This window comes from Pseudomonas sp. Os17, assembly GCF_001547895.1.
In the GTDB taxonomy this organism is placed as follows: domain Bacteria; phylum Pseudomonadota; class Gammaproteobacteria; order Pseudomonadales; family Pseudomonadaceae; genus Aquipseudomonas.
In genome coordinates this window covers 405,173-420,801 of record NZ_AP014627.1, presented here as the reverse complement: position 1 = coordinate 420,801, position 15,629 = coordinate 405,173, and the positions used below count along the sequence as shown (strand labels likewise).

Sequence of the window (15,629 nt, the reverse complement as noted above, 5' to 3'; positions counted from 1 at the left end):
CGCGCTTAAAAACGCGAACCAGGCTCGCGCAGGAAGGCCAGTTCCTCGGCAGTGGATTCACGGCCGAGGATGGCGTTGCGATGGGGGAAGCGCCCGAAGCGGGCAATGACCTTCTGGTGCCGCTCGGCGTAGTCCAGGTGATCGGCGAATACCGGACGATCATCCTCGGGCTGTTCGTCATGCAGAGCAGCAAAGCGCGAAACCCCTTCGTTCTGCACCGCCAGGTGCTCGCAATGCTCGAACACCAGGTAGATGAAGCAGCGCTGCATGGCCGGCAGGCGCCGGTCAAAATCCGCGGCGATGCCTTGCGCCACCAGTGCCTGGGCACGGGCGTCGCCAGAGAATGCCTTGGGGGTGTCGCGGTAGATCATCCGCGGTAACTGATCGAGCAGCAGCACCAGGGCCAGCCAACCTTGGGGACTTTGCGTCCACTCGGCCAATCCGCCGGCCAGTGCCTGCTCCACCAGACCCGCAAAGCGCTGGCGCGCTTCGAGGTCCTGGCTGTCGCGCTTGCCAAACCACAGCCGGCCCTTGGCAGCGACAATCTCCGCCGGCTTTTCGGCTGAGCCGAACCACCAATCAAGCAGAGGCTGCCAGGGCGCGGCCATGTCTTACTCCTTGTGGTAGCCCGTCACGCGAGCCACTTCTTCTTTCGAGCCGAGGAATACCGCAACACGCTGGTGCAGGCCTTCAGGCTGAATGTCGAGGATGCGCTGGTGACCGTCGGTGGAAGAACCGCCGGCCTGCTCGATGAGGAAGGACATCGGATTGGCTTCGTACATCAGGCGCAGTTTGCCCGGCTTCTCCGGCTCGCGGCTGTCGCGTGGGTACATGAACAGGCCGCCACGGGTCAGGATACGGTGCACGTCGGCAACCATCGCCGCGACCCAGCGCATGTTGTAGTTCTTTTTCAGCGGACCGGTATCGCCGGCCAGCAGCTCGTCCACGTAGCGCTTGACCGGGGCTTCCCAGTGACGCTCGTTGGACATGTTGATGGCGAATTCCTGGGTGGATTCCGGAATCTTGATGTCTTCGTGGGTCAGCACGAAGCTGCCCATCTCACGATCCAGGGTGAAGCCCTTGACGCCGTGGCCCAGGGTCAGGATCAGCATGGTCTGTGGACCGTAGATGGCGTAACCGGCAGCGACCTGCTGGGTGCCCGGCTGCAGAAAGGCCTTTTCGTTCAAGGCTTCGTTCTGGCTCAGGTACTCGTTCGGGCAGCGCAGCACGGAGAAGATGGTGCCGACCGGGGCGTTGATGTCGATGTTCGACGAACCGTCCAGCGGGTCGAATACCAGCAGGTAGGCGCCTTTGGGGTATTTGCCGGGAATCTGGTAGGCATTGTCCATTTCCTCGGACGCCATGCCGGCCAGGTGACCGCCCCATTCGTTGGCTTCCAGGAGAATCTCGTTGGAGATCACATCGAGCTTCTTCTGCACTTCGCCCTGCACGTTTTCCGTGCCCATGCTGCCCAGGACACCACCCAGGGCGCCTTTGGACACGGCGTGGCTGATCTCCTTGCAAGCACGCGCCACCACTTCGATCAGGAAGCGCAGATCGGCAGGAGTGTTGTTGCTGCGGGTCTGCTCAATCAAATAGCGACTCAGGGTAACGCGGGACATGGACGGCTCCGGAGGAATGGGGGAGGTTGAAAACCCGCGCAGTTTAACGCGAGTCGGGGCGCATTTCCTCCTCTCAGACAGGGAACTGCCAGATAGAGTTCAGGCAGCGGTTTTCAGCGTAGACGGATTTGTCGCGAGGGCACTTGCCCCCGCCACAGTGATCAGGATTTGGCCGCCGGTTTGCGCAGCAGGCTCACCGCCATCCCGGCCAGGGCCAGCACCCCCAGCAGCAGCACGGCCCACAGGCCGATCTTCTTCCAGTCCGGCCCCACGGCCGCGGCGCCGGCGGGCGCCGTGGCCGCAACTGGCGTCAACGGCGCCGCGCCCTCGACCTTGGCCTGGCCCAGTTCCTTGAGGCGCTGCGGGCTGTAATCGGGAATCAGCGTGGTCAGCGGCAGGTTGGCCGCCACCGCGCTCGGGTTGCCCAGCGCCAGCGTGTAAGGCCCGGCGCCCCGGGCCAGGAACACCAGTTGCGTGCCGCGCACGGCAAACGCCAGGGTCGGCGCCTCGGCCCCCAGGCCGCCGCCACGCTCGTCCACCGTCAGTTTCAACTGTTGCACGGTCTGCCCCGGCAGTTGCAGTTCGTTCTGCTGCACGTCCTGGCCATTCTGAGTCAGGCGGTACAGCAGGCCGTTATTCAGGGTCTGCCAGGGCAGGCTGCTGTCACGGCGGCCATACAGGGTCGCCGGTGCCAGCGTGTTGGCCTCCTTGAGGTCGATGCGCACCCGCTCGACATTCAGCCCCATGGGCAGTTGCCAGGTGTATTCGCCAGCCTTGGCGGCGGTGCCGCGCAGGGGCTGGGACCACACCAGCGGCGACGGCAGGCTGGTAGTGCTGCTGCTCTGCAGTTGCGCCGAGGTCAGCACCGGCGCCGATTGCGGGGTGTTCCACAGCAGGCGCAGGTAGCGCGCCGACTGCCCGGGCAAGGCCACTTCATGCTGCTCGATCCGCTCGTCGGCAAATGACAGGCGCGCCACCTGGCCGTCCCCCCAGGATTGCCAGTGCTGCAGGTCGTCGCTGGCCTCGATGCTGAAACGCTGGAAACCGTCGCGCTCGCTGGTCCAGTCCAGCAGCAGTTGCTGCAGCGGGGCCTTGATGCCACTGGCATCCAGCAGCCAGCCGCGCAGCACTTCCTCGCCCGCCTCCAACTGCGTGGCCGGCTGCACCTCCACCAGGGTGCCGTTGGCGCTGGATTGCACCCGCACGCTGGGGGTGCTGTCGCCGGCTTGCGCCGAGCTGTACAGCGGGAACCACTTCACCTCCGTGAGGCTCTGCTGCTCGCGGGTCTGTGCCTGTTGACGGGCCAGGGCATAGGCCTGGGGCTCGCCGGCGGCATTGAACACGCGGACATCCCGCAGATCGGTCTGGCTGGCATGCAGCTGCACCTCCAGCGGCAGCTCCAGGCGATACCAGGGCCCCTCGCCACTCAGGGTCAAGGGGGCCTGGGACTTGAAGTCCCCCGGCTTGTCCTGGGCCACGGCGGACAGCGCCACACACAGGCTCACAGCGCCCCACCAGCCCAGGCTCAGCTTCGAACTCACGATGACACTCCTTCATCCAACGGTTTTCCGGGCGCGGATTCGGCCTCGGCGCGCTTGGGCGGCAACGGCGCGAAATAGCCCACCACCAACAGCAGTCCCCCCACCCCGATGAATGAGACGATCCGCGCCAGCCCACCACGGTTGCTCAACTCCACCAGGAACAGCTTGGCCACCACCACGGCGATCAGCACCGCGCCGATCAGCCAGACTTCACGCCGATGGCGCAGATGCCCGCCGATCATCAGGCCCAGGGCAATCAGGGTCCAGACGATAGACAGCCCGGCCTGGACCATCATCGACTCAAGCAAGGCATCCGGCTGGAACGGCACGCCGCTCCAATGATGGGCCGCACGCATCACCAGCACGGTGAAGAAGGCGAACAGGGAAATTCCCGCCAGCAACTGCGTGCCACGCTCGGCGTAATCGGCGCGGATCGCCAGTTCCTGCACCGCGCTGCGCGACCAGACATAGACGCCGAACAGGGCAAACAGCAGCCCCAGTTCCAGGGGGTTGAGCAGCGGCAGGTACGGCAGCGGTTCGGCGCGGCCATCGCTGAAGGTATTGGCCAGCCAGAACCAGCCCAGCATCAGCAGCGCCAGGGGCAGCGCGGCATACAGGCGATATTCACGGGAATGCGCACTGACCGGCCACGGCCAGGGGCGCGGCGCGGCCATCGCCACCAGGTACAGGCTCGGCAGGATCGCCCAGCCCAGCCAGCGCCAGGCGTTGTACTGCTCGGACAACAGCAGCAAGCCATAGCGCAGCTCCAGCGCCAGCACGCCGATCAGCAACCAGCAGCCCAGCACATGGGCCGTGCTCAAGATTCGCGCCGGCAGCCAGGCCTCCAGGCGCCGCAAACTGAAGAAGTGCACGATGAACAACAGGCTCCAGGCCAGCCAGCCCAGATCCGCCGCCGGGTGATAGCGCGACGTCCAGGACGCCAGCAGCACCAGGGCCCCCGCCGGTATCAGCAGGCTGCACACCAGCCCCAGGGACTTCCACTGCAGGCGCCGGGCCAACAGTGCACAGAGCAGCACGCTGAGGGCCGTGATCAGCAGCAACAGGCTCGCCTGCCAATGCGCCGGGGCGAAACGCAGCACTTCCTTGAACCAGGTAAATGCCCACCAGCAAGCGCCCCAGGCCAGCAGCAGATCGGACAGATGCCCCAGGCTCAAGGCGTCGAAGGCCGAGCCGTGATTGCCCCGCTGCAAGCGCCAGGCTCCCAGCAGCGCCGCCAGGGCCAGGACCATCGGCGTCCAGAAATCGCCATTGGCCAACGGACGCACGCCCTCGACCACGCCCCCCAAGAGCCCGTCCGCGCCGGCCAGCAGGAACGTGCTGCCGCCAATCACCTGCAACAGCAGGCCAAAGGCAAAACTGGCCCGCTGCTGCAGATACAGGCTGAGCCAGATGATCAACAGGCCACTGGCGGCCCAGACGCCGCTGGCGGTACGCCAGGGCAGCACGAACAGCACCGCCAGGTTGATCATCATCAACCCGGCCAGCAGCACCACCGACAAGCCCCGCAGCAGGCGCGGGTCATGGCGCACCATGTCGTTGCGCGCGGCCAGAAGCATGCCACCGATCAGGGTCAGGCCAATCAGCGAGGCGCTCATCAGGCCGCTCCAGCCGGCGCTCAACACCGCGCCGGCATCGCCGCCCGCGCCTTGCAGGCGCATCAAAAACAGCCCACCGCCCAACAGTTGCACGGCAAAGGCCGTGAACAGGAAGGTCCGCGATTGCAGGCGCAGGCCGACAAACAAGGTCGCCAGCCCAGCCAGGGCCCAACTGATGGCCGTGCCCTGGGTGAACAAGAACAGCGGCGCCAGCAGGTACAGGAAGCCCAGCCCGGCCACTGCCAGGATCGGCGCAATGCCCTGCTCCCAGCTCGCCGAGCAGGCCTTGTCGGCCCGGCGCAACTGGTCGAAGCTGAACAGCAGCGCAGCACCGAGCAATAGCGCGCCCAACGGCGCACCGTCCAGCAGGCTGGAATCGCCGGGGCGCAGCTCACTGAGGAAGGCCAGGGCCGAGCCCAGCTGCAGCAGCAAGGCGAAGATCCGGGCCAGGGGACGCTGCTGACGCAGGCCGAGCCAGAAGACCCCCGCGCCCTCCACCGCCCAGGCCGCGGACGTCCAGCGCGCATCCAGGCCCAGGGGAATGGCCAGGGTGGCGAAAATCACCCCCAGCGCCAGGCAGGTTTCACCCAGCAACAGAGCGCGGCCGCCCATCAGCAGCCGTGCCAGGACCATGTAGATCAGACCCAGGGCCAGGGCACTGAAGGAGGCGGCGAACTCCAGGTGCTGGACCAGCGCCAGTTGCAGGCCGAAGCCCACCAGCGGCGGGCCGAACAGCAGGCTGCCGTCGACGTAATCGCCCTTGCGCGCCGACCAGTGCAGCAACGCCTGGCGGCTGTCGTCCGCTGGCGCATCGCGCGTCTCCAGCAGCTTGCGCCGGGTGAACAGCAGGCCGATGGCCAGGTACATGACAAAGAACAGGATCAGGAAGGGTTCGGTGCTCCACAGCAGCTCCGGCGTGTAGGAGCGCAGGCCCCAGGCAAAGCCGATGCCGAAGGTGCCGACAAAACCGATCAGGTTGAGCAGGCGCCAGGCCTTGAACCAGGCGATGGCCAGAATGCCGGCATTGAGCAGCGCGAAGTAGCTGAACAGCGCCACATGGCTGCCGGCACCGGTGGAGGTCAGGATCGGCGCGGCGAAACCGCCGAGGGCCGCAGCGGCCGCCAGCCCCAGGGCATCCTGGGTGATGGCCAGAATCGCCGAGAACAGCGTGACCGCCACCAGCAGGCCCAGGGCCGCGGAAGGGTCGAGCAACGGGTGCAGGCGCATGGCGGCGAACACCGTCAGGTAAAGCACGGCGATGCCCGTGCCCTGCAGCATCAGGGCGTAGTTGCTGTTGCGCCGCCGCAGCCACCAGCCCAGCCCCAGCAGGCCCAGGGAGCTGGCCGCGACGCCGGCGTAACGCAGTTCGATGGGCACCACCATGCCTTCGGTGGCGTAGCGCAGCAGGAAGGCCAGGCCGAGGAACAACAGCACCACGCCGACCCGCAGCACGGTGTTGCCGCCGAACAGCCAGTTGCGCGCCCCGCTGATGGCGCGCTCGATCAGGTTCGGCTCCCGCGGCTGCGCCACGGCAGGCTCAGCGGCCGGCGCCTGGGGCTGCCAGACCGACTCCGGCAGCGGCTGGCTGGCGTCGAGCGCCGCGCCGGCACGCGGCGCAGCGGGCAACTCCCAGACCAGCTCGGCCGCCGCCGGTGCCGGTTCCACGGGCCGGACTTCGTCAAGGATGAATTCAGGCAGGTCCTGCAGCTCGGGCGCGGCGCTCAAGCCGCTGCTTGCCTCGGCAGGCGGGGTGCTGTGCTGGGGTTCGGCAAGCGCCTGGGCAGCACCGCCGGGGGTTTCCAGCTGGGCCAGGCGCTGACCCAGGGTGGCGAGGGTGCTTTTCGCCTGCTCCAGCTCACGGTGCTGGTCGAGCACCTGTCGCTGCAGGGCACCGAAACGAATGGCCAGGCCAAGCACCAGGCCCAGTAGCGCGCCAATCAGGGCATCGCTGATGGACTGGTCGACGATCCAGCCCAGCAAGGCACCCAGCAGCATGAACATCCATTGCATGTGTCGATATCCCTAAGCGGTCCACTGACGGACGGGTACGGCGGTGTCGAGACTTGGCAGGCAAGCGGGCCCAACCACCCAGTGCGGGAGCCGGCCTGCCGACGCAGATATCTCCCCGATTGGAAGCCGAGCGCGGCCCAAAAGACACCATCCGGGAGATAAAATCGCCGCTCAGTATATCGATCCGGCCCAACAAACGTTGGGCCTTGTGCACAGTTCGAACATTTTCCCGGCCCCCTCAGTCCAGGGCCTTCCAGATCTCCGTGGCGTATTCGCGGATAGTCCGGTCCGAAGAGAACCAGCCCATGCGCGCAGTGTTGAGCACCGCCGAACGCCACCATTGCGCGGAGTCGTGCCAGCACGCTTCGACCCGGGCCTGGGCGTCCCAGTAGGCGTCGAAATCGGCGCAGACCAGGAACCGGTCATAGTCGATCAGCGAATCGATCAGCCCGGTGTAGCGCGACGGATCGTCCGGGGAGAACACCCCGCCGCGAATCGCCTGCAGTACATCGTTGAGCCGATGCGAGGCGGCGATGTCCGGCACCGCGCTGAATTCGCCATTGCGCTTGCGCGCCTCAACCTGCTGGGCACTGAGGCCGAAGATGAACATGTGCTCGGCACCGACCTGCTCGCACATCTCGACGTTGGCGCCGTCCAGGGTGCCGATGGTCAGGGCGCCGTTGAGGCCGAATTTCATGTTGCTGGTGCCCGAAGCCTCGAAGCCGGCGGTGGAAATCTGCTCCGACAGGTCGGCGGCGGGAATGATGCTTTCCGCCAGGCTGACGTTGTAGTTGGGCAGGAACACCACCTTGAGCAAACCGCGCACGGTCGGATCGCTGTTCACCGTGCGGGCGATGTCGTTGGTCAGCTTGATGATCAGTTTGGCCTGGTGATAGCTGGCCGCCGCCTTGCCGGCGAAGATCTTCACCCGAGGCACCCAGTCGGTTTCCGGCTCGGCGCGGATCGCCTGATACAGCGCCACGGTGTGCAGCAGGTTGAGCAACTGGCGCTTGTACTCGTGGATGCGCTTGACCTGCACATCGAACAGCGCCGCCGGGTTGATCGCGATCCCCAGGCGCTCGTGGATGAGCGCGGCCAGGGCGCGCTTGCTGTGCAGGCGCTGCTCGGCGAACTGCTTGCGAAACGCCGGCTTCTCGGCAAAGGGCTCCAGCCCCAGCAGCAACTGCTCGGGGTTGTCCAGCAGCCCGGGGCCCAGGGCGTCCACCAGCATGTCGGTGAGGGGCGGGTTGGCCTGGTACAGCCAGCGGCGAAAGGTGATGCCGTTGGTCTTGTTGTTGATCCGCTCGGGGTAGAGCTTGTGCAGCTCGGAAAACACCGTGCTGCGCATCAGCTGGGTGTGCAGGCCGGACACGCCATTGACGCTGTGGGAGCCGAGGAACGCCAGGTTGCCCATGCGCACCCGGCGGCCGTTGTCCTCCTCGATCAGCGACACCGCCCGCAGCACATCGAAATCGTGCAGGCCCTTGGCCCGCAAGGCATCGATGTGCTGGGCGTTGATCAGGTAGATGATCTGCATGTGCCGCGGCAGCATGCGCTCCATCAGCCCCACCGGCCAGGTTTCCAGGGCCTCGGGCAGCAGGGTGTGGTTGGTGTAGGCCAGGGTGTCCACGGTGATCTGCCACGCCGCGTCCCAGGCGATGCCGTGCAGGTCCACCAATTGGCGCATCAGCTCGGCCACGGCGATCGACGGGTGGGTGTCATTGAGCTGGATCGCCGCGTGCTCGCCAAGGCTGAGCACCGAGTCGTGCATGTTCTTGTGACGCCGCAGCAGGTCCTGCAGCGACGCCGAGACAAAGAAGTACTCCTGGCGCAGGCGCAGTTCCTGGCCGGCCTCGGTGCTGTCAGCCGGGTACAGCACCCGGGAGATGCTTTCGGCCCGGGCCACTTCCGCCACCGCGCCCAAGTGGTCGCCGGCGTTGAAACGCTCCAGGTGCAGGTCTTCCATGGCCCGGGCCCGCCACAGGCGCAGGGTGTTGACGCTGGCCCCGCGCCAACCCACCACCGGGGTGTCGTAGGCCACCGCACGCACCGTCTCCGCCGGCCACCAGACCTGGCGCGTGTTGCCCGTCTCGTCGGTCACGCTGTCGACGCTGCCGCCAAAGCCGATGGAGTAGATCACCTCGGGGCGCTCGAACTCCCAGGGGTTGCCGAAATCCAGCCAGTGCTCGGTCTGCTCCTGCTGCCAGCCGTCGACGATCGCCTGGCGGAACAGGCCGTGCTCGTAACGAATGCCGTAGCCGTGACCGGCCAGGCCCAGGGTCGACATGCTTTCCATGAAGCACGCCGCCAGGCGCCCCAGGCCACCATTGCCCAGGGCCGCATCGGGCTCCAGCAGGCGGATGCGCTCCAGGTCCACCCCCAGATCGGTCAGAGCCTCGCGGGCCACGTCCAGCAGGCCGAGATTGCTCAGGCTGTCGAACAGCAGCCGGCCGATCAGGAACTCCAGGGACAGGTAGTACACCCGCTTCTGGCCCTTGCGGTACATCTGCCGCGTGTGATCCATCCAGTGGTCGACCATGTGGTCCCGCGCGGCCAGGGCAATGGCCTCGAACCAGTCGTGGTCGAAGGCGTGGTCCGGATCTTTGCCGACCGCGTAGGTGAGTTTGGTCAAGACGGCTTCGCGAAAAGCGGCCACCTCAGCGTCACGAGCTAGGGGTTCCTGAGTCATCGATACGACCTCTGACGAGATACACAGTGAGCATGGAATGGTCTGAGCCTAGTCGGTCTGACACGAGGCGAAGGCTCTGGTTCGGCGCTGCTGCAAATGGCTCGGCTCAAGGGGGGAGTCTTCGGCGCCTGCGGGAAAAAAGATGCAGATGCCGTGCCGCCAGGCATAAATCCGACGACCATTAAGAAAAATCCGACCCAAAGTCGTTCAAAAATCCACCAGTCCCGGTATGATCGCGCGCCCTGGAACATGCCGGAAAAACCACCTTGATGAAGTCCAACCTGATCGCCGCCGCGGAAATCGATCGTCTCGATACCTGGGCCAAATACTCCGCGCCCATGTGCGGTTCCTGCATGTCCAGCTGCTGCACCCTGCCGGTGGAAGTGAAGATCAAGGACCTGATCCGCATCGGCATCGTCGATGAATTCGAGCGCGGCGAGCCGGCGAAGAACATCGCCAAGCGCCTGCAGAAAGAAGGCATCGTCGAGCGCTACAACCAGAAATCGGAAATCTTCACGCTGCAGCGCATGAGCAACAACGATTGCCTGTATCTGGATCGTAAAAGCCGCCTGTGCACCATTTATGACAAGCGCCCGGACACCTGCCGCAACCATCCGAAGATCGGCCCGCGTCCAGGCTACTGCGCCTACAAGCCCAAGCCCCTGGAGCGTCCGACCAACACCAGCAGTCGGACCCTGGAACGCTTCTGAGCCACCGCGCCTCACCGCTACTACCGCTGCTGTAGCCGCTGCCGAGCTTGCGAGGCTGCGACCGGCTGCGCAGCGGCCGTAAATCCAGGTGGCGCGTAATGCCTAAACGGCTGCGATGGCCGTCTTGCGGCTGCTGTGCAGCCGGTCGCAGCCTCGCGCTGCTCGGCAGCGGCTACATGAACAGGTTTTCTCCAGGCGCAAAAAAACGCCCCCGGTCTCGCGACCGGGGGCGTTTTCATTCAGCCGGAACTAAAGACTCAGTTCTTGGCTTTCTTGGCAGCGCGGGTACGCTCGCCTTCGTCCAGGATCTTCTTGCGCAGACGAATGGACTTAGGAGTCACTTCGCACAGCTCATCGTCCTGGATGAATTCCAGAGCCTGTTCCAGGGTGAAGCGAACAGGTGGAACCAGGGCGATGGTTTCGTCTTTGCCCGAAGCACGCATGTTGTCGAGCTTCTTGCCCTTGGTAGGGTTCACGCCCAGGTCGTTGTCGCGGCTGTTCAGGCCGACGATCTGACCGTTGTAGATTTCCTGGCCGTGCTCGACGAACAGCTTGCCGCGCGCCTGCAGGGTTTCCAGGGAGTAGGTCAGGGCCTTGCCGGTTTCTACCGATACCAGTACGCCGTTCTGACGGCCGGACATGCTGCCGGACTTCATCGGAGCGTAACGGTCGAAGATCGAGGTCAGGATGCCTGCACCGTTGGTCAGGGTCAGGAACTGGTTACGGAAACCGATCAGACCACGGGCTGGAATGTTGTATTCCAGGCGTACACGGCCCTTGCCATCCGGAACCATGTTGCTCAGGTCGCCCTTACGCAGCCCCATCTCTTCCATGACCTTGCCCTGGGATTCTTCAGGGATGTCGATGGTGACGTTTTCGAACGGTTCCTGCTTCACGCCATCCACTTCACGGATGATCACTTCAGGACGGCCAACGCCCATCTCGAAGCCTTCGCGACGCATGGTTTCGATCAGTACCGACAGGTGCAGCTCACCACGGCCGGAGACCTTGAACTTGTCGGCCGAGTCGCCTTCTTCAACGCGCAGGGCAACGTTGTACAGCAGCTCTTTGTCCAGACGTTCCTTGATGTTACGGGACGTCACGAACTTGCCTTCCTTACCGCAGAATGGCGAGTCGTTGACCTGGAAGGTCATGGAAACGGTCGGCTCGTCGACGGTCAGCGGCTTCATCGCTTCAACAGCGGTCGGGTCGCACAGGGTGTCGGAGATGAACAGCTCGTCGAAACCGCTGATGCAGACGATGTCGCCGGCAGCCGCTTCTTCAACGTCCACGCGGTGCAGACCGTGGTGACCCATCAGCTTGAGGATACGACCGTTGCGGCGCTTGCCGTCGACGTCGATGGCCACAACCGGGGTGTTCGGCTTGACGCGACCGCGAGCGATACGGCCAACGCCGATCACGCCCAGGAAGCTGTTGTAGTCCAGAGCGGAGATCTGCATCTGGAACGGACCGTCACGGTCAACGCTTGGCGCTGGCACGTTGTCGACGATCGACTGGTACAGCGGGGTCATGTCTTCAGCCATTTCGCTGTGGTCCAGACCGGCAATACCGTTCAGGGCCGAGGCGTAGACGACTTTGAAGTCCAGCTGTTCTTCGGTGGCGCCCAGGTTGTCGAACAGGTCGAAGATCTGGTCCAGAACCCAGTCAGGACGCGCGCCCGGACGGTCAACCTTGTTGATCACCACGATTGGACGCAGGCCGGCTTCGAACGCCTTCTTGGTCACGAAACGGGTTTGCGGCATAGGGCCGTCTTGAGCGTCGACCAGCAGCAGCACGGAGTCGACCATGGACATGACGCGCTCAACTTCGCCGCCGAAGTCGGCGTGGCCCGGGGTGTCCACGATGTTGATGTGGTAGCCGTTCCAGTTGATGGCGGTGTTTTTCGCCAGAATGGTAATGCCGCGCTCTTTTTCCTGGTCGTTGGAGTCCATCACGCGCTCGTCGTTGAGCTCGTTGCGCTCCAGGGTGCCGGATTGACGCAGGAGTTTGTCTACCAGGGTGGTCTTACCATGGTCAACGTGGGCAATGATGGCGATGTTGCGTAGATTTTCGATCACTTGTGTATCTCGATCAGAGGATTCGGTGTGCTGACAAATGCTGGCAGCGATTAACAATAGAGTCAGGCCTGGCCGTTACAGCTGGACGGCGGCGTCGGGGGGCCGGTGACGCAAGCCACAGGCGAACATCCCCGGGCACTTAGCTCGGTCTATAAACGCGCACATTGGCATGTCCCTCACTGAGCAGATGGTGAGCATGCAGGCGACTCATGACGCCTTTGTCGCAATACAGCAGGTACTGGCGCGTAGGGTCCAGTTCCTTGAAGCGGGCATTCAATGCATAGAACGGCAGCGCTTGTACTTCGATGCCAGCAAGCTCCAGCGGGTCGTCTTCCTGGGCATCCGGGTGACGGATGTCGATGACGATCTGACCGGCCAGCGCCTCGCTGACTTCTTCAATCTGCAAATCCTGGCCCAACTCGTCGATCACCCGATCGATCGGCACCAGTTTGGCCCGCTCGATCGCACGCTCGAGCACCGCCATATCGAATTCTTTCTCTTCATGCTCGACGCGATGGCGCTTGGCATGGGTCTTGGGGTTCACCGAGATGACCCCGCAGTACTCCGGCATGTGCTTGGCGAAGTCGGCGGTGCCGATCTGTTCGGCCAGGTCGATGATGTCTTGCTTGTGGCTGGCGATCAGCGGACGCAGCACCAGCTTCTCGGTCACGCAGTCGATCACCGACAGGTTCGGCAGGGTCTGGCTGGACACCTGGGAAATCGCCTCGCCGGTCACCAGTGCATCGATGTGCAGGCGATCGGCGATGCTCGAGGCAGCACGCAACATCATACGCTTCAAAATGACGCCCATATGACTGTTGTCGACTTTGCCGAGAATTTCCCCGAGCACTTCCTCGAACGGCACGCTGACGAACAGCACGCGCTGGGAGCTGCCGTACTTCTTCCATAGGTAGTGCGCGACTTCCATCACGCCCAGTTCGTGGGCACGTCCACCCAGGTTGAAGAAGCAGAAGTGCCCCATCAGGCCGCGGCGCATGATCTGGTAGGCCGCCACTGTGGAATCGAAACCGCCGGACATCAGCACCAGGGTCTGTTCCAGGGCGCCCAGCGGGTAGCCGCCGATGCCGTTGTGCTGGCTGTGGATCACGAACAACCGTTGGTCGCGAATTTCCATCCGCACTTCGATTTCCGGCTCTTTCAGGGAGATTCCGGCGGCGCCGCACTGCCGACGCAGTTGGCTGCCGACGTACTTTTCCACGTCCATGGAGCTGAATTCATGCTTGCCGGCACGCTTGCAGCGCACGGAGAAAATCTTCCCGGGCAAGGCCTCGCCGAAGTGCTGCTTGCACTTGGCGACGATGTCGTCGAAGTCGCCCAGCGGGTATTCGTCGACCTGCAGGAAGTGCGCGATACCGGGCATGCAGCAGAGGCGGTCGGCCAGCTCCTTCAGGGCCTTGGGCTCGCTGAGGGTGGTTTCCAGCTCAAGGTTGTCCCACACACCACCGACCACCACAGCCGGGTCCAGATCGCGGAGCACGGCACGGATGTTCTTGGCCAACTGACGGATGAAACGCATCCGTACCGGGCGGCTCTTGATGGTGATTTCCGGGAAAACTTTAACGATTAGTTTCATGAAAACTGTGCGCGCTGGGCCAGCCGAAAAAGGGGGGCGCGGATTATAGCGGAAATTGCTCAAGGTTTAACCAATTAATGTGCAGAAGGTTTTCAGTGCACCAAAACAGGTCATTTATCGAGCCAGGCGCTACATTGCAGTGCGCCAGAGGCCGAAATTTAGCCGAATCCGCCGCACAAAGCCTGATTTTGGGGCAGAAAACCCATCACAGGGCACTGGCATGCAATTTGCTCCCTTGTGAGGCAGGTTGCCATGGCAGAGTATTCGCGCCGGCATCACCCACATTCTAAGGGCACTCCAACACCAAGCCCGAAGCCACCCCGGAGGACACTATGTCGAAGTCGGTTCAACTCATCAAAGATCATGACGTCAAATGGATTGATCTGCGCTTCACTGACACCAAGGGCACTCAACATCACGTGACCATGCCGGCCCGTGATGCGCTGGATGAAGACTTCTTCGAATCCGGCAAGATGTTCGACGGCTCCTCCATCGCTGGCTGGAAAGGCATCGAAGCCTCCGACATGATCCTGATGCCGGACGACGAAACCGCTGTGCTGGACCCGTTCACCGAAGAACCGACCCTGATCCTGGTCTGCGACATCATCGAACCTTCGAGCATGCAAGGTTACGACCGCGACCCACGTGCCATCGCCAAGCGCGCTGAAGAGCACCTGAAGGCCACCGGTATCGGCGACACCGTATTCGCCGGTCCAGAGCCAGAGTTCTTCATCTTCGACCAGGTGAAATTCAAGTCCGACATCTCCGGCTCCATGTTCAAGATCTACTCCGAACAAGGTTCCTGGATGTCCGACCAGGACATCGAAGGCGGCAACAAGGGCCACCGTCCAGGCGTCAAGGGCGGCTACTTCCCGGTTCCACCGTTCGACCACGACCACGAAATCCGTACCTCCATGTGCAACGCACTGGAAGAAATGGGCCTGACCGTCGAAGTTCACCACCACGAAGTGGCGACTGCCGGCCAGAACGAAATCGGCGTCAAGTTCAACACCCTGGTGAAGAAGGCCGACGAAACCCAGACCCTGAAATACGTCGTGCACAACGTGGCCGACGCCTACGGCCGCACTGCCACCTTCATGCCTAAGCCACTGTACGGCGACAACGGCTCGGGCATGCACGTGCACATGTCGATCTGGAAAGACGGCAAGAACACCTTCGCGGGTGAAGGCTATGCCGGCCTGTCCGACACCGCCCTGTACTTCATCGGCGGCATCATCAAGCACGGTAAGGCCCTGAACGGCTTCACCAACCCGGCCACCAACTCCTACAAGCGTCTGGTTCCAGGCTTCGAAGCCCCGGTCATGCTGGCCTACTCGGCACGCAACCGTTCCGCTTCGATCCGTATTCCTTACGTGTCGAGCCCTAAAGCCCGCCGTATCGAAGCCCGCTTCCCGGACCCGGCTGCCAACCCATACCTGGCCTTCGCTGCTCTGCTGATGGCCGGCCTGGACGGTATCCAGAACAAGATCCACCCTGGCGACGCCGCTGACAAAAACCTGTACGACCTGCCGCCTGAAGAGGCCAAAGAGATCCCACAAGTTTGCGGCAGCCTGAAGGAAGCCCTGGAAGAGCTGGACAAAGGTCGTGCGTTCCTGACCAAAGGCGGCGTTTTCAGCGACGACTTCATCGACGCTTACATCGCCCTGAAAAGCGAAGAAGAGATCAAGGTCCGTACCTTCGTACACCCACTGGAATACGAGCTGTACTACAGCTGCTGATCCGGTAGCGCCGGCGCAAGCCGCGTGATC

Annotated in this window: 9 protein-coding genes; 2 read left to right on the top strand and 7 right to left on the bottom strand. The window is 63.6% G+C overall.

Going from position 1 to position 15,629, the window contains the following annotated elements; genetic code table 11:
- Window positions 1–5: 5 nt before the first annotated feature.
- The 5 genes from POS17_RS01920 to POS17_RS01900 all read right to left on the bottom strand — a co-directional run bounded on the left by POS17_RS01920 (window position 6) and on the right by POS17_RS01900 (window position 9,478).
- On the bottom strand, window positions 6–608 hold the full coding sequence (locus tag POS17_RS01920; RefSeq protein WP_060837120.1) for a DUF924 family protein: 603 nt from the start codon (window positions 606–608) through the stop codon (window positions 6–8).
- A 3-nt stretch (window positions 609–611) separates the two neighbouring features.
- Window positions 612–1,622, bottom strand: coding sequence for a class 1 fructose-bisphosphatase (locus tag POS17_RS01915; RefSeq protein WP_060837119.1), 1,011 nt, complete (start codon window positions 1,620–1,622; stop codon window positions 612–614).
- 161 nt (window positions 1,623–1,783) lie between these two features.
- Window positions 1,784–3,163, bottom strand: coding sequence for a DUF3999 domain-containing protein (locus POS17_RS01910; RefSeq protein WP_060837118.1), 1,380 nt, complete (start codon window positions 3,161–3,163; stop codon window positions 1,784–1,786).
- On the bottom strand, window positions 3,160–6,789 hold the full coding sequence (locus tag POS17_RS01905; protein ID WP_060837117.1) for a DUF2339 domain-containing protein: 3,630 nt from the start codon (window positions 6,787–6,789) through the stop codon (window positions 3,160–3,162). The genes POS17_RS01910 and POS17_RS01905 overlap by 4 nt, the downstream gene beginning before the upstream one ends.
- A gap of 238 nt (window positions 6,790–7,027) precedes the next feature.
- Window positions 7,028–9,478, bottom strand: coding sequence for a glycogen/starch/alpha-glucan phosphorylase (locus POS17_RS01900; protein ID WP_060837116.1), 2,451 nt, complete (start codon window positions 9,476–9,478; stop codon window positions 7,028–7,030).
- Window positions 9,479–9,744: 266 nt separating this feature from the next.
- Between POS17_RS01900 and POS17_RS01895 the strand changes: the two genes are divergently transcribed.
- The gene (locus POS17_RS01895; protein ID WP_173655882.1) at window positions 9,745–10,188 is read left to right on the top strand and encodes a YkgJ family cysteine cluster protein; all 444 of its coding nucleotides are present in this window, start codon (window positions 9,745–9,747) and stop codon (window positions 10,186–10,188) included.
- A gap of 257 nt (window positions 10,189–10,445) precedes the next feature.
- Here the strand turns inward: POS17_RS01895 and typA are convergent, their stop codons facing one another.
- On the bottom strand, window positions 10,446–12,266 hold the full coding sequence (typA, locus tag POS17_RS01890) for a translational GTPase TypA (protein ID WP_060837115.1): 1,821 nt from the start codon (window positions 12,264–12,266) through the stop codon (window positions 10,446–10,448).
- 139 nt (window positions 12,267–12,405) lie between these two features.
- Window positions 12,406–13,860, bottom strand: coding sequence for a tRNA uracil 4-sulfurtransferase ThiI (thiI, locus tag POS17_RS01885; RefSeq protein WP_060837114.1), 1,455 nt, complete (start codon window positions 13,858–13,860; stop codon window positions 12,406–12,408).
- Window positions 13,861–14,192: 332 nt separating this feature from the next.
- Here thiI and glnA point away from each other — a divergent pair, with 332 nt between their 5' ends.
- Complete coding sequence (glnA, locus tag POS17_RS01880) at window positions 14,193–15,599, top strand: glutamate--ammonia ligase (protein ID WP_016965623.1); 1,407 nt, start codon at window positions 14,193–14,195, stop codon at window positions 15,597–15,599.
- Window positions 15,600–15,629 lie beyond the last annotated feature (30 nt).